26 protein-coding genes are annotated in these 15,721 nt (G+C 57.2%); 25 read left to right on the top strand and 1 reads right to left on the bottom strand.

Translation table 11 applies throughout. From position 1 onward, the window contains the following. Window positions 1-20: 20 nt before the first annotated feature. Both H6A25_RS00340 and H6A25_RS00335 read left to right on the top strand, forming a co-directional pair. Window positions 21-1,157, top strand: a complete 1,137-nt coding sequence (locus H6A25_RS00340; protein WP_204750039.1) for a M20 family metallopeptidase — start codon at window positions 21-23, stop codon at window positions 1,155-1,157. A 62-nt stretch (window positions 1,158-1,219) separates the two neighbouring features. Further along, complete coding sequence (locus H6A25_RS00335) at window positions 1,220-2,146, top strand: L-lactate dehydrogenase (protein WP_204750038.1); 927 nt, start codon at window positions 1,220-1,222, stop codon at window positions 2,144-2,146. A gap of 46 nt (window positions 2,147-2,192) precedes the next feature. Here the strand turns inward: H6A25_RS00335 and pdaA are convergent, their stop codons facing one another. Continuing rightward, window positions 2,193-2,990: a delta-lactam-biosynthetic de-N-acetylase gene (gene pdaA / locus H6A25_RS00330; protein ID WP_430651149.1), complete on the bottom strand. Its 798-nt coding sequence runs from the start codon at window positions 2,988-2,990 to the stop codon at window positions 2,193-2,195. Between the two features lie 157 nt (window positions 2,991-3,147). Here pdaA and H6A25_RS00325 point away from each other — a divergent pair, with 157 nt between their 5' ends. From H6A25_RS00325 to secY, 23 genes are all read left to right on the top strand, one after another. Next, window positions 3,148-4,482 (top strand): phosphodiester glycosidase family protein, encoded by a 1,335-nt coding sequence (locus H6A25_RS00325; RefSeq protein ID WP_204750036.1) that lies wholly within the window; start codon window positions 3,148-3,150, stop codon window positions 4,480-4,482. Between the two features lie 447 nt (window positions 4,483-4,929). Next, window positions 4,930-5,241 carry a 30S ribosomal protein S10 gene (gene rpsJ / locus H6A25_RS00320; RefSeq protein WP_118428460.1) on the top strand — a complete coding sequence of 104 codons (312 nt, stop codon included), beginning with the start codon at window positions 4,930-4,932 and terminating at the stop codon, window positions 5,239-5,241. Window positions 5,242-5,354: 113 nt separating this feature from the next. Then, on the top strand, window positions 5,355-5,987 hold the full coding sequence (gene rplC, locus H6A25_RS00315) for a 50S ribosomal protein L3 (protein ID WP_118428459.1): 633 nt from the start codon (window positions 5,355-5,357) through the stop codon (window positions 5,985-5,987). Between the two features lie 24 nt (window positions 5,988-6,011). Next, on the top strand, window positions 6,012-6,635 hold the full coding sequence (gene rplD, locus H6A25_RS00310) for a 50S ribosomal protein L4 (RefSeq protein WP_204750035.1): 624 nt from the start codon (window positions 6,012-6,014) through the stop codon (window positions 6,633-6,635). Next, window positions 6,635-6,928 carry a 50S ribosomal protein L23 gene (rplW, locus tag H6A25_RS00305; protein ID WP_118428457.1) on the top strand — a complete coding sequence of 98 codons (294 nt, stop codon included), beginning with the start codon at window positions 6,635-6,637 and terminating at the stop codon, window positions 6,926-6,928. The genes rplD and rplW overlap by 1 nt, the downstream gene beginning before the upstream one ends. 89 nt (window positions 6,929-7,017) lie before the next feature. Next, window positions 7,018-7,851, top strand: coding sequence for a 50S ribosomal protein L2 (rplB, locus tag H6A25_RS00300; protein ID WP_118428456.1), 834 nt, complete (start codon window positions 7,018-7,020; stop codon window positions 7,849-7,851). Between the two features lie 18 nt (window positions 7,852-7,869). Next, on the top strand, window positions 7,870-8,151 hold the full coding sequence (rpsS, locus tag H6A25_RS00295; protein ID WP_118428455.1) for a 30S ribosomal protein S19: 282 nt from the start codon (window positions 7,870-7,872) through the stop codon (window positions 8,149-8,151). A gap of 19 nt (window positions 8,152-8,170) precedes the next feature. Then, the gene (rplV, locus tag H6A25_RS00290; protein WP_118428454.1) at window positions 8,171-8,506 is read left to right on the top strand and encodes a 50S ribosomal protein L22; all 336 of its coding nucleotides are present in this window, start codon (window positions 8,171-8,173) and stop codon (window positions 8,504-8,506) included. 16 nt (window positions 8,507-8,522) lie between these two features. Next, window positions 8,523-9,401, top strand: a complete 879-nt coding sequence (gene rpsC / locus H6A25_RS00285; protein WP_204750034.1) for a 30S ribosomal protein S3 — start codon at window positions 8,523-8,525, stop codon at window positions 9,399-9,401. Continuing rightward, entirely contained in the window at window positions 9,401-9,838 is a 438-nt protein-coding gene (rplP, locus tag H6A25_RS00280; RefSeq protein WP_118428452.1) for a 50S ribosomal protein L16, read from the top strand. Before rpsC ends, rplP begins: the two co-directional genes overlap by 1 nt. Beyond that, window positions 9,838-10,038 (top strand): 50S ribosomal protein L29, encoded by a 201-nt coding sequence (rpmC, locus tag H6A25_RS00275; protein ID WP_118428474.1) that lies wholly within the window; start codon window positions 9,838-9,840, stop codon window positions 10,036-10,038. Before rplP ends, rpmC begins: the two co-directional genes overlap by 1 nt. A 21-nt stretch (window positions 10,039-10,059) precedes the next feature. Then, a complete protein-coding gene (rpsQ, locus tag H6A25_RS00270; protein ID WP_118428451.1) occupies window positions 10,060-10,317 on the top strand; it encodes a 30S ribosomal protein S17 in 258 nt (85 codons plus the stop codon). Between the two features lie 12 nt (window positions 10,318-10,329). Then, complete coding sequence (gene rplN / locus H6A25_RS00265; protein ID WP_118428450.1) at window positions 10,330-10,698, top strand: 50S ribosomal protein L14; 369 nt, start codon at window positions 10,330-10,332, stop codon at window positions 10,696-10,698. Between the two features lie 10 nt (window positions 10,699-10,708). Next, window positions 10,709-11,026: a 50S ribosomal protein L24 gene (rplX, locus tag H6A25_RS00260; protein WP_118428449.1), complete on the top strand. Its 318-nt coding sequence runs from the start codon at window positions 10,709-10,711 to the stop codon at window positions 11,024-11,026. An 18-nt stretch (window positions 11,027-11,044) separates the two neighbouring features. Then, window positions 11,045-11,611 (top strand): 50S ribosomal protein L5, encoded by a 567-nt coding sequence (gene rplE / locus H6A25_RS00255; protein ID WP_118428448.1) that lies wholly within the window; start codon window positions 11,045-11,047, stop codon window positions 11,609-11,611. A gap of 17 nt (window positions 11,612-11,628) precedes the next feature. Continuing rightward, window positions 11,629-11,814: a type Z 30S ribosomal protein S14 gene (locus H6A25_RS00250; RefSeq protein ID WP_118428447.1), complete on the top strand. Its 186-nt coding sequence runs from the start codon at window positions 11,629-11,631 to the stop codon at window positions 11,812-11,814. A gap of 107 nt (window positions 11,815-11,921) precedes the next feature. After that, on the top strand, window positions 11,922-12,314 hold the full coding sequence (gene rpsH / locus H6A25_RS00245; RefSeq protein WP_118428446.1) for a 30S ribosomal protein S8: 393 nt from the start codon (window positions 11,922-11,924) through the stop codon (window positions 12,312-12,314). A gap of 16 nt (window positions 12,315-12,330) precedes the next feature. Next, window positions 12,331-12,876, top strand: a complete 546-nt coding sequence (rplF, locus tag H6A25_RS00240; RefSeq protein ID WP_204750033.1) for a 50S ribosomal protein L6 — start codon at window positions 12,331-12,333, stop codon at window positions 12,874-12,876. Window positions 12,877-12,891: 15 nt separating this feature from the next. After that, window positions 12,892-13,251, top strand: coding sequence for a 50S ribosomal protein L18 (rplR, locus tag H6A25_RS00235; protein ID WP_204750032.1), 360 nt, complete (start codon window positions 12,892-12,894; stop codon window positions 13,249-13,251). 13 nt (window positions 13,252-13,264) lie between these two features. After that, window positions 13,265-13,768, top strand: a complete 504-nt coding sequence (rpsE, locus tag H6A25_RS00230; RefSeq protein WP_204750031.1) for a 30S ribosomal protein S5 — start codon at window positions 13,265-13,267, stop codon at window positions 13,766-13,768. Between the two features lie 14 nt (window positions 13,769-13,782). Continuing rightward, entirely contained in the window at window positions 13,783-13,965 is a 183-nt protein-coding gene (locus H6A25_RS00225; protein WP_118428442.1) for an uL30 family ribosomal protein, read from the top strand. A 12-nt stretch (window positions 13,966-13,977) separates the two neighbouring features. After that, the gene (rplO, locus tag H6A25_RS00220; RefSeq protein WP_118428441.1) at window positions 13,978-14,421 is read left to right on the top strand and encodes a 50S ribosomal protein L15; all 444 of its coding nucleotides are present in this window, start codon (window positions 13,978-13,980) and stop codon (window positions 14,419-14,421) included. A 3-nt stretch (window positions 14,422-14,424) separates the two neighbouring features. After that, on the top strand, window positions 14,425-15,705 hold the full coding sequence (secY, locus tag H6A25_RS00215; protein ID WP_204750030.1) for a preprotein translocase subunit SecY: 1,281 nt from the start codon (window positions 14,425-14,427) through the stop codon (window positions 15,703-15,705). Window positions 15,706-15,721 lie beyond the last annotated feature (16 nt).

Raw genomic sequence — 15,721 nt, 5'->3', positions numbered from 1 at the left:
AGGAAAGGTCGGTATTTTTTATGGACGAGCAGGGAAAGCGCATCAAGGAATATGTGGAAGCACACCGGCAGGAGATCATAGGGGATCTGGTGGAGCTGACCAAGGCACAGTCTCCCACCACCTGCAAGGAGCTGGCCGATGCCTGCGGCCAGAAGATCCGGGAACTGGTAAAGGAGCGGGTGGGCATCGATGGCACGATCTACCCCCAGGAAAAGCGGGGCGACCATATGAGCTTCACTCTGGGTGAGCAGAAGGAACAGATTCTGATGCTGGCCCATTTCGATACCGTGTGGGACAAAGACGCTCTGCCTCTCAAGCAGGAGGGGGATGTGCTCTATGGTCCGGGGGCCTATGATATGAAGGCCGGACTGGTGTCGGCCATCTGGGCTATGAAGATCTGCAAGGAGCTGGAGCTGCCTTTGCACAAGCGGCTATGCCTGCTGTGCAATTCCGATGAAGAGGTGGGCAGCGGCACTTCCCAGGCCCTCATTGAAGAAAAAGCCAAAGAGAGCGCGGCGGCTTTGTGTCTGGAGCCCAGCCAGGGCCAGACAGGCAATCTGAAAACCGCTCGGAAGGGAACCGGCAAATATGTGGTCACCGTTCATGGCCGGGCGGCCCATGCGGGCAATGAGCCGGAAAAGGGCGTCAGCGCTCTGGAAGAGGCGGCCCGGATCATTCTGTTCCTCCACAGCCTCACCGATCTGGAAAAGGGAACCACCGTCAATGTGGGCGTGACCCACGGCGGTACCCGGGCCAATATTGTGGCGGCCCAGGCGGAAATGGAGATCGATGTGCGCACCTGGACCATGGAAGAGGCCCAGCGCATCGATGGCATCATCAAAGGACTGAAGCCCAGCCGGGAGGGAATCACTCTGGAAGTGGAAGGAGATATCGGCCGTCCGGCGCTGGAGTTTACTCCCCAGAATCAGCAGCTGTTTGCGCTGGCTCAGAAAACCGCAGAAGAGATGGGCCTTTCTGTGGAAGGGGCCTTTGTGGGCGGCGGCAGCGACGGCAACTTCACCTCGGCCCTGGGTGTTCCCACCCTGGATGGTCTGGGAGCTGTGGGCCAGGGCGCCCATGCCCAGCATGAGCAGGTGCAGCTCAGTGCCTGGTTGGAGCGGGTGGCTTTGCTGGCTCAGCTGGTGACCCGGATATAATATCAATATACATATTATATAATAATATACATATTATATAATAAGGAAGAGACGGAGAAATCATGGAGAATCAAACAGTGGGGATCATCGGCGCCGGTCATGTGGGCAGCCATGTGGCCATGAGCCTGGTGACTCAGGGGATCTGCCGCCGGGTGGTGCTCATCGATATCGATGAAAAGAAGGCCCGGGCCCAGGCCGACGATCTGATGGACGGCCTCTGTCATCTGCCCTGGCCGGTGGAGATCAAGGCGGGAAGCTATGAAGATCTGAAAGATGCCCAGGTGGTGGTGATGGCCGCTTGCGGCGCGGCTATCGAGGAGGACCGGCTGCAGGAGCTGGCCGACACTTTGAAAGTGACCGAAGAGGTGGCTCCCCGGCTGAAAGAATGCGGCTTTCAGGGAGTGGTGGTCTCCATTTCCAATCCTTGCGATGTGATTGCCCAGAAGATGTGGGAGATGACCGGCCTGCGGGTGCTGGGCACCGGTACGGCCCTGGATTCCGCCCGGTTCAGCCGGCGAGTGGCTGCTTTGCTGGGTGTGGCCCCCCAGAATGTGTGTGCCTATATGCTGGGCGAGCATGGGGACAGCCAAGTGGCGGCCTTGTCCCAGATCACCATCGGCGGACAGCCTCTTTCCCAATGGATGGAGCAGCATCCGGGGAAGGTCACAAAGGACGATCTGAACAAAGCCGCTAAAGAGACGGTGGAGACCGGCTGGCAGATCGTACTGGGCAAAGGTTCCACTGAGTTTGGCGTGGCCTCGGCCGCCGCCGCCATTACCCGGGCCATTTTGCGGGATGAGAAGCGGGTGATGCCCTGCTCGGCCCTTCTCACCGGCCAGTATGGCCAGGAGGGGGTCTTTGCCAGCACCCTGTGCGTCATAGGCCGGGACGGTGCCGAAGAGGTGTGGCAGCTTCCTTTGAATCGGGAAGAGGAAGAAGCCCTGGTTCGCTCCTGTGAGATCATCCGCCGCTTTGTGAAAGAAAATTAAACAGGATAAGAGCCTTGGGAATTACTCCCAAGGCTCTTGCTTTTGCTCAGGCGCTCAGTTCGTCCAGGGTGCCGAAGGTGTAGCCCATATCCTCCCATTTGGTGAGCAGTTCATCCAGAATATCTGCGTTGGTCTGGGAGGTGCTGTGGAGCAGCACAATGGCGCCGGGGTGGATGCGGGGCAGCAGCTTGTTATAGGCCTCTTCCGGAGAGGGCTGCTTGTCGGTGTACCAGTCCACATAGGCCAGGCTCCAGAAAATCGTTTGGTATCCCAGTGTCTGGGCCTGTTCCAGATTGCTTTCGCTGAATTTCCCCTGGGGCGGACGGTAATATTTTTTCATCTCTTCCCCGGTGATTTCCTTGTATTTTTCCTCCACGGCGGTAAGTTCTTCCCGGAAACTGTCCAGATCGGCGATTTGGGACATATCCGGGTGATGATAGGTGTGGTTGCCCACAATATGCCCTTCGTCCACCATCCGCTGCACCAGCTCCGGCGCGGTCTCCAGAAAATTTCCCACCACAAAAAAAGTGGCTTTGGCATCGTGCTTTTTCAGCGCGTCCAGAATGGGGGCGGTGCAGCCGTTTTCAAAGCCGCAGTCAAATGTGAGGTAAATAGTCTTTTCCTTGGTATTTCCCAGGTAACGGGCATTGTATCCGGAAAGATATTCGCTGGTGGCGTTGCCCACCGGTGCTTCCCCTTCTTTTTGGAAGCTCAGACCCCAGTTGGTGTTGGAGGCCGAGGCCGTCACAGCCGGAGGGGAGGAGGAGAAAAAAGAGAGCACCAGGGCAAAGGCCAGGGCGGCGGGGAGCAGAAGCAGCGCTGGCCGACGAAGGATTTTTTTCAGCAAAATACATCCCACCTGTCTGTCAAGATGGAACATCTCTATGAAAAAATCCGTCTATGTATACGGGAAAGTGCCTTTCTTACAAAATATTCACACAAAAACAGATGGGTTATGGTATGATGGGAAAAATCCGTCGAAAAAGGAAGGAGGGGATGGAATGAAGCTGTGGGGTGGCAAAGGCCGTCGGAAGCCTTCTCCCAAAAAGATCGAAAGCCAAAAGGAACCTTTTGAGATCGATTGGGAGCAGGTGTGGGAGCGGGAAGAGCAGGAAAGAAAAGAACGGCTGACCGGCCACCCGGCATCAAAGGGCAACAAGCAGGGGAAGAAGGCCGGAAAGAAAAAGGGGCGGTTTTGGAAAAGGAGCCTTGTGGCTTTGTTCCTTCTGGCCGGGCTTTACTGTGTGGCGGTGTTTTCGCCCATCCCCTTCATCGCCAAATGGCGGGCCATCTACATTGAAACGGCTATGGGCACCATGACCCACCAGTGGCTGGCCACCGCTTTCATCCCTTCCTTTGTCATCGATGATGTGATGGGGCAGCGGGAACAGGTGGAGAAGGAACAGCAGGGGCTGGAAAGCCAGTGGAAGGAAGAGGGCTTCGGTGAGAGCCAGGCTACGCCCTGGGACAAGCTGCGGGAGGACTTTTTCCAGCAGTATCCCCAGATCGATCAGGCTTCCTTTGAGGAATATATGAAGGAGCATGGGGAGGAGGCTGTTGACGAAGAGGGCTATCTTCTCATCGACAAAGCGGGGCTGGAGGACGAGGACACCGGGATCCGCACCAAAAAGGGAGATCCGGTGCTGGCGGTGGATACCCGCCATGGCATCATTATCTGTAAGGTGACCGGGGAAGGCTATGTGGGACGGCTGGCTCTGGTGCGGGACCCTTCCCAGGTGGGAGTGGCCCTGGCCCCCAGCTACGGCAGCGTGGGGTCTCTGGCGGCAGACATCGCCGAGAAGCGGGATGCGGTGCTTCTGACCAATGCCAGCGGCTTTTATGACCCGGATGGCCACGGCAATGGAGGGGCGGCTCACGGCCTTGTGATCTCCGGGGGTGAAAAGAAAAACAACGCCGTAGGCGGCACTTATAAGACCATCGGCATTGATGAGGAGAACCGGCTGCACATCGGCGCCTCGGAGAGCACTTACCGGGATGCGGTGGAGTTCAAGCCGGCGCTGATTGTCAATGGGGAGCAGGTGGTGGAGGGCAGCGCCGGTTGGGGCGTGCAGCCCCGGACGGCCATCGGCCAGACCCAGGAAGGAACCATGCTGCTTTTGGTGGTGGACGGCCGGGCACCGGGGTATTCCATCGGCTGCACCGTGGGAGACTGCGCCCAGATCCTGGGCCGTTATGGGGCCGTGCAGGCCTGCAACCTGGATGGCGGCTCCTCCAGCATCATGGTCTATCGGGGAAGAGAGATCTCCCGGCCCTCGGCGGCCAACAAGACCCAGGGCCGCCACATCCCCAACGGCATCGCCGTCTATGGAGACTGAAAACCGGCCCTTTTCCCGGGCAATGCCCGGGAAAAGGGCAATGTGCCAGAAATTTTGAAAAAATTTTTGTACAATCTATTGACACAAAGCTGAAAATGATGTATTCTAGTTAAGCGCCTGGAAGAGAATATCGCCCTGGCGTGAACATATATAATGCGATGAAGCTGGAGATTGCCGCCTTTGGCGGGTAACTTTGGTGGAGTATGTCCGACAATCGGGCGGCTGGGAAACAAACAGCACGCGAGTATCCGCGGATGGGAACTGCCTGCATCGTGCAGGAAAGCCCTTTCGGGAAACCAACGGGTGCATAAAATGCCGGAAGATTGCGTCTATGCAGCCGGCTTCTTTCATGCCCAAAGCGAGATACACACGGAAGCGTTGCGAAATTTCCCGCCGAACGCGGTCAACAAAATTTGATTACGTTCGCAAGTCAAGGAGGAACACACAGTGGCAAACACAGAGAAAATCAGAATTCGCTTGAAGGCCTACGATCATCAGGTGATCGATCAGGCGGCGGAGAAGATCGTTGAGACAGCCAAGCGCACCGGCGTGGAAGTCTCCGGCCCCATCCCCCTGCCTACCGAGAAAGAGATCGTGACCATCCTGCGGGCCGTCCATAAATATAAGGACAGCCGTGAGCAGTTCGAGCGCCGCACCCACAAGCGCCTTATCGATATCCTGAAGCCCTCGCAGAAAACCATGGAGGCTCTGACCAACCTGGATCTGCCCGCCGGCGTCGAGATAGAAATCAAGCTCTAAACCAAAAAGAGCGAGGAAGAAAACGCGCAGTACCCGAAATGCCCGCTTTCCGGCGGGAGGGTCAAGTTAAGGGCAGGACCCCCTTAACCAATAACCTGTAAGGAGGAAATACAATGCAGAAAGCCATCATTGGCAAGAAGGTCGGCATGACGCAGATCTTCGATGAAACCGGCAAGGTCATCCCTGTCACTGTCATCGAAGCCGGCCCCTGCACCGTTGTGCAGAAAAAGACTGTGGACAAAGAAGGCTTCGATTCCATCCAGCTGGGCTTTTCCGATGTCCAGGAGAAGAAGCTGACCAAGGCTGAAGCCGGTCACCTGAAAAAGGCCGGTGTCAGCATGAAGAAATACCTGAAAGAGTTCCGTCTGGACGATATCTCTTCTTACAATGTGGGCGATATCGTTTACGCCGATGTGTTCGCCGAAGGCGACAAGGTGGATGTCACCGGTATCAGCAAAGGTAAGGGCTACGCCGGTATCATCAAGCGCTGGAACGCCCATTCCCAGGAACACACCCACGGCGTGGGCCCTGTGCACCGCTCCGTCGGCTCCATGGGCGCCAACACCGATCCTTCCCGGGTCTTCCCCGGCAAGAAGATGGCCGGTCACCTGGGCTGCGAGCAGGTCACCATCCAGAACCTGGACATCGCCAAGGTGGACAAGGAACTGAACCTCATCGCCATCCGCGGCGCAGTCCCCGGCCCCAAGGGCGGCATCGTGTTCATCAAGAACACCGTCAAGGCGTAAGGTCGAGGGAAGGAGGAAGAGACAATGGCTAAAACAAATGTTTACGATATGAGCGGCAAGGTCGTGGGCGAGATCGAGCTGAGCGATGCTGTGTTCGGCATCGAGCCCAACACCGCCGTCATGCACGAGGCCGTGAAGAACTACCTGGCCAACCAGCGGCAGGGCACTCAGAGCACCCTGACCCGGGCCGAAGTTCGCGGCGGCGGCCGCAAGCCCTGGCGCCAGAAGGGCACCGGTCGGGCCCGTCAGGGTTCCACCCGCGCTCCCCAGTGGATCCACGGCGGTATCGCCCTGGGCCCCAAGCCCCGGGATTACGGCTATCATATGAATAAGAAGTCCCGCCAGCTGGCCATCAAGAGCGCCCTGAGCGCCAAGGCGGCCGCCGGCAACATCATGGTCATCGAGAACCTGGATCTGAGCGAAGTGAAGACCAAGAACTTCGTCAAGTTCCTCAGCGATGTGGGCGCCACCGGCAAGTCCCTGGTGGTCACTCCTGAAGTGCGCCGGAATGTGGTGCTCTCCGCCCGGAATATCCCCGGCGTGCGTACCACCATCTCCAGCATCATCAGCGTCTATGACATCCTGCGGGCCGACAAGTTCATCGTCGACAAAGCCGCGGTGGCCAAGATCGAGGAGGTATACGCATAATGAAAACTGCATACGACGTGATCCTCCGCCCGGTCATCACCGAAAAGAGCATGGCTGGCATCGCCGACAAGAAGTATGTCTTTGAGGTGGCCACCGATTCCAACAAGGTGGAGATCCGCAAGGCGATCGAGGAGATCTTCAAGGTAAAGGTCCTGAGCGTCAACACCATCAATGTTCGGGGCAAGGAAAAGAGAGTGGGCGTCCACACCGGCTACACTGCGAAAAAGAAGAAGGCCATTGTGCGTCTGACCGAAGATTCCAAGGGCATTGAGATCTTCGAGGGCATGTTCTAAATAAAGAACGGCCTGGGGAACATTTCCCCTTCTGAATGTATGCCGCTTATGGCGGCGCAAAACAAAAAGACAATAAGGAGTGAAACACAGTGGCTATCAAGACCTTCAACCCGACGACTCCGTCCAGAAGAAACATGACGGTGATCGACTACTCGGGCCTGAGCAAGGTTAAGCCGGAGAAGAGCCTCCTGGAGACTCTGAAGAAAAATTCCGGCCGTAACAGCTATGGCAGAATCACTGTTCGTCACCGCGGTGGCGGCAACAAGAAAAAATACAGAATCATCGACTTCAAGCGGGACAAGATGGACATGGCTGCCACCGTCCTGACTCTGGAATACGATCCCAACCGCAGCGCCAACATCGCCCTCGTGGAATATGAGGACAAAGAGCGCCGCTACATCATCGCTCCCAACGGCCTGAAGGTGGGCGATGTGGTCTATTCCTCCGCCAACGCCGATATCAAGCCGGGCAACTGCCTGCCCATCGCCAACATCCCCCTGGGTACCATCATCCACAACATCGAGCTGTATCCCGGCCGCGGCGCCCAGCTGGTGCGCTCCGCTGGCGGCGCTGCTCAGCTGATGGCCAAAGAGGGCGAAGCCGCTCAGGTTCGTCTGCCTTCCGGCGAAGTGCGGTACATCCGCATGAACTGCAAGGCCACCATCGGCCAGGTTGGCAACATCGATTATGAGAATGTTCAGATCGGTAAGGCCGGCCGTACCCGCCACAAGGGCTTCCGTCCCACCGTGCGCGGCTCGGTCATGAACCCCTGCGACCACCCCCACGGCGGCGGCGAAGGCAAGAGCCCCATCGGCCGTCCCAGCCCGGTGACTCCCTGGGGCAAGCCCACTATGGGTTACAAGACCCGTAAGACCAAGAACCGCACTGACAAGCAGATCGTCAGACGCCGCAACGGCAAATAAAGAAAGGAGACACAACTTATGGGCAGAAGCGTTAAGAAGGGCCCCTTTGTGGCTCCCGAGCTGATCAAAAGGGTCAACGAAATGAACAAGACTGGCGAGAAGAGAGTGCTCAAGACCTGGTCCAGAGCCTCCACCATCTTCCCCCAGTTCGTCGGGCACACCATTGCTGTCCATGACGGCAGAAAGCATGTGCCTGTGTATATCACAGAAGACATGGTCGGCCACAAGTTGGGCGAGTTTGCTCCCACCCGGACCTATCGGGGCCATGCGGGCAGCAAAACATCCAACAACGGCAAATAAGCCTTAGGAGGAAAGACAGATGGAAGCAAGAGCTTATTTGAAGCACGTCCGCATCTCTCCCCGGAAGGTCAAGATCGTTTGCGACCTGATCCGCGGTAAGGATGTCGGGGTTGCCGCTGCCATTTTGATGAACACTCCCAAGGCAGCCTGCGAACCCATGCTGAAGCTGCTCCGGAGTGCAGCAGCCAACGCTGAAAACAACCACAACATGAACACCGATCTGCTGTATGTGGATCAGGTCTTCGTTTGCCCTGGTCCTGTGATGAAGCGGGTCCGTCCCCGCGCTCAGGGCAGAGCGTTCCGCATCCTCAAAAGGACATCGCACATCACGATCGTCCTGAAAGAAAAAGAATAAGGTCAGGAGGTTAGTTATGGGCCAGAAAGTCAATCCCCACGGTCTTCGCGTGGGTGTCATCAAGGGTTGGGACTCCCGCTGGTATGCCAAAGACAACGCCTTCGGCGACCTGTTGGTAGAAGACTATAACATCAGAAAGTTCCTGAAGAAGAAGCTGTATGCTGCCGGTGTTCCTCAGATCGAAATCGAGCGCAACAGCAAGAATGTGAAGATCATCATCCATTGCGCCCGTCCCGGCATCATCGTGGGCAAGGGCGGCGCTGAGATCGAAAAGCTCCGCGTCGAGCTGGAAAAGATGATCGGCAAGAGCGTCAACATCAGCATCGTGGAAGTGAGAAGCCCTGACCTGAACGCTCAGCTGGTGGCCGAGAACATCGCCGCTCAGCTGGAGAAGCGCATCTCCTTCCGCCGGGCCATGAAGCAGTCCATCGGCCGGGCCATGAAGCTGGGCGCCAAGGGTATTAAGGTGTGCGTGTCCGGTCGTCTGGGCGGCGCTGAAATCGCCCGTACCGAGCACTATCACGAGGGCACCATTCCCCTGCAGACCCTGCGGGCCGACATCGACTACGGCTTTGCAGAGGCCAACACCACCTACGGCCGCATCGGCGTGAAGGTTTGGCTGTACAAGGGCGAGATCCTCACCGGCGGTCCTCGGACCACCGAAGTGGAAGCTCCCCGCCGTGACCGCCGTGACCGTCGGGATCGCCGGGATGGCGACCGCCGGGGCGGTGATCGCCGCAACTACAACAACAACCGGGGCTATAACAATAACCGCGGCCAGGGCGGCTACAACCGTCAGGGCGGTTACAACTCTAATCGCGGCCAGGGCGGCTACAACCGTCAGGGCGGCGCTTCGGCCCCCAGAGCTCCCAAAACGGAAGGAGGCGCCCAGTAATGCTTCTGCCTAAGAGAGTAAAATACCGCAGAGTGCACAGAGGCCGTATGAAGGGCAAGGCCACCAGAGGCAACTTTGTCTCCAATGGCGATTTCGGCCTGATGGCGACTGAGCCCGCCTGGATCACCAGCAACCAGATCGAGGCCGCTCGTATTGCCATGACCCGTTATATCAAGAGAGGCGGTCAGGTGTGGATCAAGATCTTCCCCGACAAGCCCGTGACAGAGAAACCCGCCGAGACCCGAATGGGTTCCGGTAAGGGCTCCCCGGAATACTGGGTTGCCGTGGTCAAGCCCGGCAGAGTGATGTTCGAGATCGGCGGCGTCAGCGAGGAAGTGGCTCGCGAGGCTATGCGCCTGGCTGGCTACAAGCTGCCCGTCAAGACAAAGTTTGTGAAGCGTGCGGACTTTGATGAGAAAACAGGTGGTGAAGTATGATGAAGGCAAATGAGATCCGTGAGCTGTCGGCCGAAGAGCTCAACGCAAAGCTCGGCGATCTGAAAAAAGATCTCTTTAATCTCAGACTTCAGCACGCTATCAACCAGTTGGATAACCCCAACAAGATCGCCGAAGTCAAAAGAGATATCGCGAAAGTCAAGACCATCATCCGCGAGCGCGAGCTTGCGGCCCGGTCCTAAGCGGTAAAGGAGGTAACGCAGGTGAGCGAGAGAGCTTTCCGCAAGACGAGGGTCGGCAAGGTCGTCTCCGATAAAATGGATAAGACCATCGTTGTTGCGATCGAAGACAGAGTGCAGCATCCGCTGTATAAGAAGTTCATCAACAGAACATATAAGCTGAAAGCCCATGACGAGAAAAACGAAGCTGGCGTGGGCGACCGCGTGAAGGTCATGGAAACAAGACCCCTGTCCCGGGACAAGAGATGGCGTCTTGTTGAGATCATTGAGAAAGCGAAGTAAGGAGGGTTTGCCGTGGTACAGCAGGAATCTTATCTGCGCGTTGCGGATAACACCGGCGCGAAAGAACTGAAATGCATCCGTGTTCTCGGCGGCTCTACCCGCAGATACGGTAACATCGGCGATGTGATCGTCGCTTCCGTCCGCAAGGCAGCTCCCGGTGGCATGGTGAAGAAGGGCGATGTGGTTCGCGCTGTCATCGTGCGCACCAAGAAGGGCCTGCGCCGTCAGGACGGTTCTTACATCCGCTTCGATGAGAATGCGGCTGTAATCATCAAGGAAGACAAAAACCCCAGAGGAACCCGTATTTTCGGGCCCGTGGCCAGAGAGCTGCGCGAGAAGGATTATATGAAGATCCTCTCCCTGGCTCCGGAAGTACTGTAAGGAGGACGCTATGAATACACTCAATGTGAAAAAGGGCGATACCGTCATAGTGCTTTCCGGCAAAGACAAGGGCAAGAAGGGCAAGGTCCTTTCCACCCATCCCGCCGCTGGCAAAGTGGTGGTGGAAGGCGTCAACTTCGCCACAAAGCATGTGAAACCCCGCAAGCAGGGCGATCCCTCCGGCATCATGAAGCAGGAGACCCCCATCCGCGCTTGCAAGGTGATGCGCGTTTGCCCCAAGTGCGATAAGCCCACCAGAGTCAAACATCAGATTCTTGCCTCCGGCGAGAAGGTCAGAGTCTGCGCAAAATGCGGCGAGACCATATAACGGGAGGAGGAAGAGACAATGGCTAATATCGCTGAGGAAAAGTATGTGCCCCGGCTGAAGGCAAAGTACCAGAGCGAAATCGCTCCGGCCCTGATGAAGAAATTCGCCTACAAGAGCCCCATGCAGATCCCCAAGCTGGATAAGATCACAGTGAATGTTGGCTGCGGCGAAGCCCGCGACAACTCCAAGGCTCTGGATGCTGTGTGCAACGATCTGGCCAAGATCACCGGTCAGAAGGCCCTGGTCACCAAGGCTAAGAAGTCTGTGGCTAACTTCAAACTGCGTGAAGGTATGCCCATCGGTGCCAAAGTCACCCTGCGTGGCGACCGCATGTGGGAGTTTTTGGATCGGTTCTTCAATGTGGCTCTGCCCCGTGTCCGCGACTTCCGCGGCATCAATGCCAACGGCTTCGACGGCCATGGCAACTATGCTGTGGGCGTGAAAGAGCAGCTGATCTTCCCGGAGATCGAGTATGACAAGATCGACAAGATCCGCGGCATGGACATCGTGTTTACCACAACCGCACAGAACGATGAAGAGGCAAGAGAGCTGCTCACACTGCTTGGCGCTCCCTTCGCCAGATAAGAGGGAGGATTGTTGGCATGGCTAAAAAGTCTATGGTTTTGAAGCAGCAGCGCGGCAGCAAGTTTTCCACCAGAAACTACAACAGATGCAAGATCTGCGGCCGCCCTCATGCCTATCTGCGCAACTACGGCATCTGCCGTATCTGCTTCCGTGAGCTGGCTTACAAGGGCCAGATCCCTGGCGTGCGCAAGGCCAGCTGGTAAAAAGCGAGGGGAATCCCCCGCCTGAATGTGAAAGGGGCCCCATGGCCCCGCCCAAAGAAAAGTGGAGATGGCAAGCCAATCTCTAACTTCTGCAAGGAGGATAATAAATGGTTATTACAGACCCTATTGCCGATATGCTGACGCGTATCCGCAACGCCACATCCGCCCGCCACAGCACTGTGGATGTGCCCACCTCGGGCATGAAGCGGGCTATCGCCCAGATCCTGCTGGACGAAGGCTACATCAAGGCCTTTGAGCTGGTGGATGACGGTGCCCAGGGCATGATTCATATCACTCTGAAGAGCAACAAGGAAAAAGCGATCTGCGGCCTGCGCCGCGTGTCCAAGCCCGGCCTGCGCGTCTATGCCGGCGCCGATGAGCTGCCCCGCGTGCTCAAGGGCCTGGGTATTGCGATCGTTTCCACATCCAAGGGCATCATGACCGACAAGAAAGCCCGCGAGCTGAATGTCGGCGGCGAAGTCCTGGCATTTGTCTGGTAAGGGAGGATAACGGAATATGTCCAGAATCGGAAGAATGCCCGTTAGCATCCCCGCCGGTGTCACCGTGGATGTGAAGGGCAATGTGGTGCATGTGAAGGGCCCCAAAGGGGAACTGACACAGGAAATGCACAAGGATATGCTCATCGCTGTGGAAGACGGCCAGGTGGTTGTCAACCGTCCCAGCGAAAACAAACTGCACAAATCGCTTCACGGCCTGACCCGCACCCTGATCGCCAACATGGTGGAAGGTGTGGAAAAAGGCTACAGCAAAGAGCTGGAAGTCAACGGCGTTGGTTATCGTGTTGCCAAGCAGGGCAAGCAGCTGGTGATGAACCTGGGTTATTCCCACCAGGTGATCATGGACGAGATCCCCGGTATCACCATCGATGTGCCCGCCCCCAACAAGATCATCATCTCTGGCCCCAACAAGCAGATGGTCGGCCAGTTCGCCGCTGAAGTGCGGGAAAAGAGACCGCCCGAACCCTATAAGGGCAAAGGCATCAAATATGCTACCGAGGTCGTGCGCCGCAAGGAAGGCAAGGCCGGCGGTAAGAAGAAATAAGGGGGGTGCGCATCAATGGTTAAGAAGATCGACAAGAACGCTCAGCGCCTGAAGCGGCACAAGAGAGTGCGCGCCAACATTTCCGGCACTGCCGAGAGACCCCGCCTGGATGTGTTCCGCAGCGCGAACCACATCTATGCGCAGGTCATCGATGATGCCAACGGTGTCACTCTTGTTTCTGCCTCCACCACCGAGAAGGACTTTGGTTCTTACGGCGGCAACAAGGAAGCGGCCAGAAAGGTCGGCCAGATCGTGGCCGAGCGCGCAAAAGCCAAGGGGATCAGCGTCGTGGTGTTCGACCGCGGCGGCTACCTCTATCACGGCCGCGTCAAGGAACTCGCAGAGGGCGCCCGCGAGGGCGGACTCCAGTTTTAATGGGAGGTAGAATATGGCTCGTATGATAGATGCAAGCACAATGGAGCTGCAGGAGAAAGTTGTCTCCCTGAATCGTGTTTCCAAAACCGTGAAGGGCGGCCGTATCTTCAAGTTCGCGGCTCTGGTTGTGGTTGGTGACCAGAACGGCATCGTGGGCTACGGCCTGGGCAAGGCTTCCGAAGTGCCCGATGCCATCCGCAAGGGCATCGAAGATGCCAAAAAGAACCTCGTCCGCATCTCCCTGGAGGGCACAACCATCCCCCACGAGGTGCTGGGCACCTTCGGCGCCGGCAAGGTGCTGATGAAGCCTGCCGCTCCCGGTACCGGCGTGATCGCCGGCGGCGCTGTTCGTGCCGTTGTGGAAATGGCCGGTATCAAGGATATCCGTACCAAGAGCCTGCGGAGCAACAACCCGCAGAATGTCGTGGCCGCCACCATGGAAGGCCTGAAGTCGCTCCGGGATGCGGAACAGGTGGCTGCTGCCCGTGGAATCCCCACTGAGCAGCTGGCGAAATAAGGAGGGGAATCTGAATGGATAATCTGAAGATCACTCTCAAAAAGAGTCTGTCCGGCAGACTGCAGAAGCATATCGCCACAGCCAACTCCCTGGGCCTCAAGCGCCCCGGGGATGTGACTGTGCAGCCCAATAACGCTCAGACACAGGGAAAGATCGCCCTCATCGGCTACCTGCTCTCTGTGGAGACTTGCGAATAGGAGGTGCGCCCCATGAAATTGCATGAACTCTCTCCGGCGCCCGGTTCCAATCAGGAGCCCAAGCGCAAGGGCCGGGGCATCGGCACCGGCAACGGCAAGACTGCCGGCCGGGGTCATAAAGGCCAGTGGGCCAGAAGCGGCGGCGGCGTGCGCCCCGGGTTTGAAGGCGGCCAGATGCCGCTGGCCCGGCGTCTGCCCAAGCGCGGCTTCAACAACAAGGTGTTTGCCAAGCATTATGCTGAAGTGAATGTGGCAGCCCTCAACGCCTTTGAAGACGGCGAGACCATCTGCGTGGTGGCCATGCTGGAAAAGGGCCTGATCGGCAAAGCCTGCGACGGCGTGAAAGTGCTGGGCAACGGCGAACTGAAAAAGAAGCTGACCGTCAAGGCCGCCGGCTTCAGCAAATCCGCCAAGGAGAAGATCGAAGCAGCCGGAGGCAAGGCGGAGGTGGTATAAGCCATGATAGAAACCATTAAAAATGCGTGGAAGATCCCCGATCTGCGGCGGAAGCTGCTGTTTGTGGTCTTTGCGCTGGTGATCTTTCGGTTTGGCTATGCCATTTATGTGCCTTATGTAGATACCGAGGCCCTGGCCGATGTGTTCAAACAGTACAGCGATACTTTGCTGGGCTATTTCAACACCCTGTCCGGCGGCGGTTTTTCCCAGGCTTCTATCTTTGCCCTGTCGGTATATCCCTATATTAACTCTTCCATCATCATGCAGCTTCTGCAGGTAGCCATTCCGGCCCTGGAGCGTATGGTGAAGGATGGCGGTGAGGAAGGCCGGAAAAAACTGGCTTCCATCACCCGCTATGTGACCATCGCCCTGTCTCTGCTCATGGGTTGGACCTATTATATTATGCTGCGCACCAGCGGCGTTCTGACCCGCACCGATCTGTGGAGCGCCATCGTTATCATCCTGACCTTCACAGCCGGTTCCAGCTTCATTATGTGGCTGGGTGAGCAGATCAACTCCAAAGGCGTGGGCAACGGCATCTCCCTCATTCTGTTCGCTTCCATCGTTTCCCGCGGTCCTTCCGCTGTGATGGGGATCATCAACGGTCTGAAGAGCGGCAGCATGAATGTGATTTCTGTCATCGTCATTCTGGTGGTGGCTGTGGCCATGATCGCCTTTATCGTGTTTATCACAAACGCCGAGCGGCGCATCCCCATCCAGTATGCAAAGCGGATGGTGGGCCGCAAGATGTACGGCGGTCAGTCCACCCATCTGCCCATGAAGGTGAATATGTCCGGCGTGATGCCTGTCATCTTCGCTTCTTCCATCGTCACCTTCCCGGGCACCATCATCCAGTTCCTCAATCCGGAGGAAGGCTCCTTCTGGAGCAATTTCGGCAAGGCTTTCAGCCAGGGCAGTCTGGCCTATATCATCGTTTACGCCTTGCTCATCGTGGGTTTTGCTTATTTCTATGCCACCATTCAGTTCAACCCCATCGAGGTCAGCAACAACCTCAAGCGCAATGGCGGCTTTATCCCCGGCTTCCGTCCGGGCAAACCCACCACCGATTTCATTGCCAAAGTGCTGGGTAAGATCACCCTCATGGGCGCTCTGTTCCTGGGCATCGTGGCCATCCTGCCCCTGATCATGAGCAACATCAAGGGTCTGGGCGGTCTGGCCATCGGCGGCACTTCGGTGCTGATCCTGGTGGGCGTCGCGCTGGAAACTGTCAAGCAGATCGAAGCGCAGATGCTCATGCGTCACTACAAGGGCTTCCTTGAATAAAACGCGCCCCTTTAAG

The sequence above is a fragment of the Intestinimonas butyriciproducens genome (assembly GCF_016901775.1).
Classification (GTDB): domain Bacteria; phylum Bacillota; class Clostridia; order Oscillospirales; family Butyricicoccaceae; genus Pseudobutyricicoccus.
The sequence above is the reverse complement of the archived record's forward strand: the minus strand, read 5'-3'. Positions and strand labels throughout refer to the sequence as shown.

What these genes read in the sequence shown, in the direction of transcription:
- rpsH (WP_118428446.1), top strand. Translation starts at nt 11,922, where the DNA reads ATGGTTATTACAGACCCTATTGCCGATATGCTGACGCGTATCCGCAAC.
- rplD (WP_204750035.1), top strand. Translation starts at nt 6,012, where the DNA reads ATGGCTAAAACAAATGTTTACGATATGAGCGGCAAGGTCGTGGGCGAG.
- rpsE (WP_204750031.1), top strand. Translation starts at nt 13,265, where the DNA reads ATGGCTCGTATGATAGATGCAAGCACAATGGAGCTGCAGGAGAAAGTT.
- rplV (WP_118428454.1), top strand. Translation starts at nt 8,171, where the DNA reads ATGGAAGCAAGAGCTTATTTGAAGCACGTCCGCATCTCTCCCCGGAAG.
- H6A25_RS00225 (WP_118428442.1), top strand. Translation starts at nt 13,783, where the DNA reads ATGGATAATCTGAAGATCACTCTCAAAAAGAGTCTGTCCGGCAGACTG.
- rplP (WP_118428452.1), top strand. Translation starts at nt 9,401, where the DNA reads ATGCTTCTGCCTAAGAGAGTAAAATACCGCAGAGTGCACAGAGGCCGT.
- H6A25_RS00325 (WP_204750036.1), top strand. Translation starts at nt 3,148, where the DNA reads ATGAAGCTGTGGGGTGGCAAAGGCCGTCGGAAGCCTTCTCCCAAAAAG.
- rplF (WP_204750033.1), top strand. Translation starts at nt 12,331, where the DNA reads ATGTCCAGAATCGGAAGAATGCCCGTTAGCATCCCCGCCGGTGTCACC.
- rplO (WP_118428441.1), top strand. Translation starts at nt 13,978, where the DNA reads ATGAAATTGCATGAACTCTCTCCGGCGCCCGGTTCCAATCAGGAGCCC.
- H6A25_RS00340 (WP_204750039.1), top strand. Translation starts at nt 21, where the DNA reads ATGGACGAGCAGGGAAAGCGCATCAAGGAATATGTGGAAGCACACCGG.
- rplE (WP_118428448.1), top strand. Translation starts at nt 11,045, where the DNA reads ATGGCTAATATCGCTGAGGAAAAGTATGTGCCCCGGCTGAAGGCAAAG.
- rpmC (WP_118428474.1), top strand. Translation starts at nt 9,838, where the DNA reads ATGAAGGCAAATGAGATCCGTGAGCTGTCGGCCGAAGAGCTCAACGCA.
- rpsS (WP_118428455.1), top strand. Translation starts at nt 7,870, where the DNA reads ATGGGCAGAAGCGTTAAGAAGGGCCCCTTTGTGGCTCCCGAGCTGATC.
- H6A25_RS00335 (WP_204750038.1), top strand. Translation starts at nt 1,220, where the DNA reads ATGGAGAATCAAACAGTGGGGATCATCGGCGCCGGTCATGTGGGCAGC.
- rplX (WP_118428449.1), top strand. Translation starts at nt 10,709, where the DNA reads ATGAATACACTCAATGTGAAAAAGGGCGATACCGTCATAGTGCTTTCC.
- secY (WP_204750030.1), top strand. Translation starts at nt 14,425, where the DNA reads ATGATAGAAACCATTAAAAATGCGTGGAAGATCCCCGATCTGCGGCGG.
- H6A25_RS00250 (WP_118428447.1), top strand. Translation starts at nt 11,629, where the DNA reads ATGGCTAAAAAGTCTATGGTTTTGAAGCAGCAGCGCGGCAGCAAGTTT.
- rpsC (WP_204750034.1), top strand. Translation starts at nt 8,523, where the DNA reads ATGGGCCAGAAAGTCAATCCCCACGGTCTTCGCGTGGGTGTCATCAAG.
- rplW (WP_118428457.1), top strand. Translation starts at nt 6,635, where the DNA reads ATGAAAACTGCATACGACGTGATCCTCCGCCCGGTCATCACCGAAAAG.
- rplC (WP_118428459.1), top strand. Translation starts at nt 5,355, where the DNA reads ATGCAGAAAGCCATCATTGGCAAGAAGGTCGGCATGACGCAGATCTTC.
- rplR (WP_204750032.1), top strand. Translation starts at nt 12,892, where the DNA reads ATGGTTAAGAAGATCGACAAGAACGCTCAGCGCCTGAAGCGGCACAAG.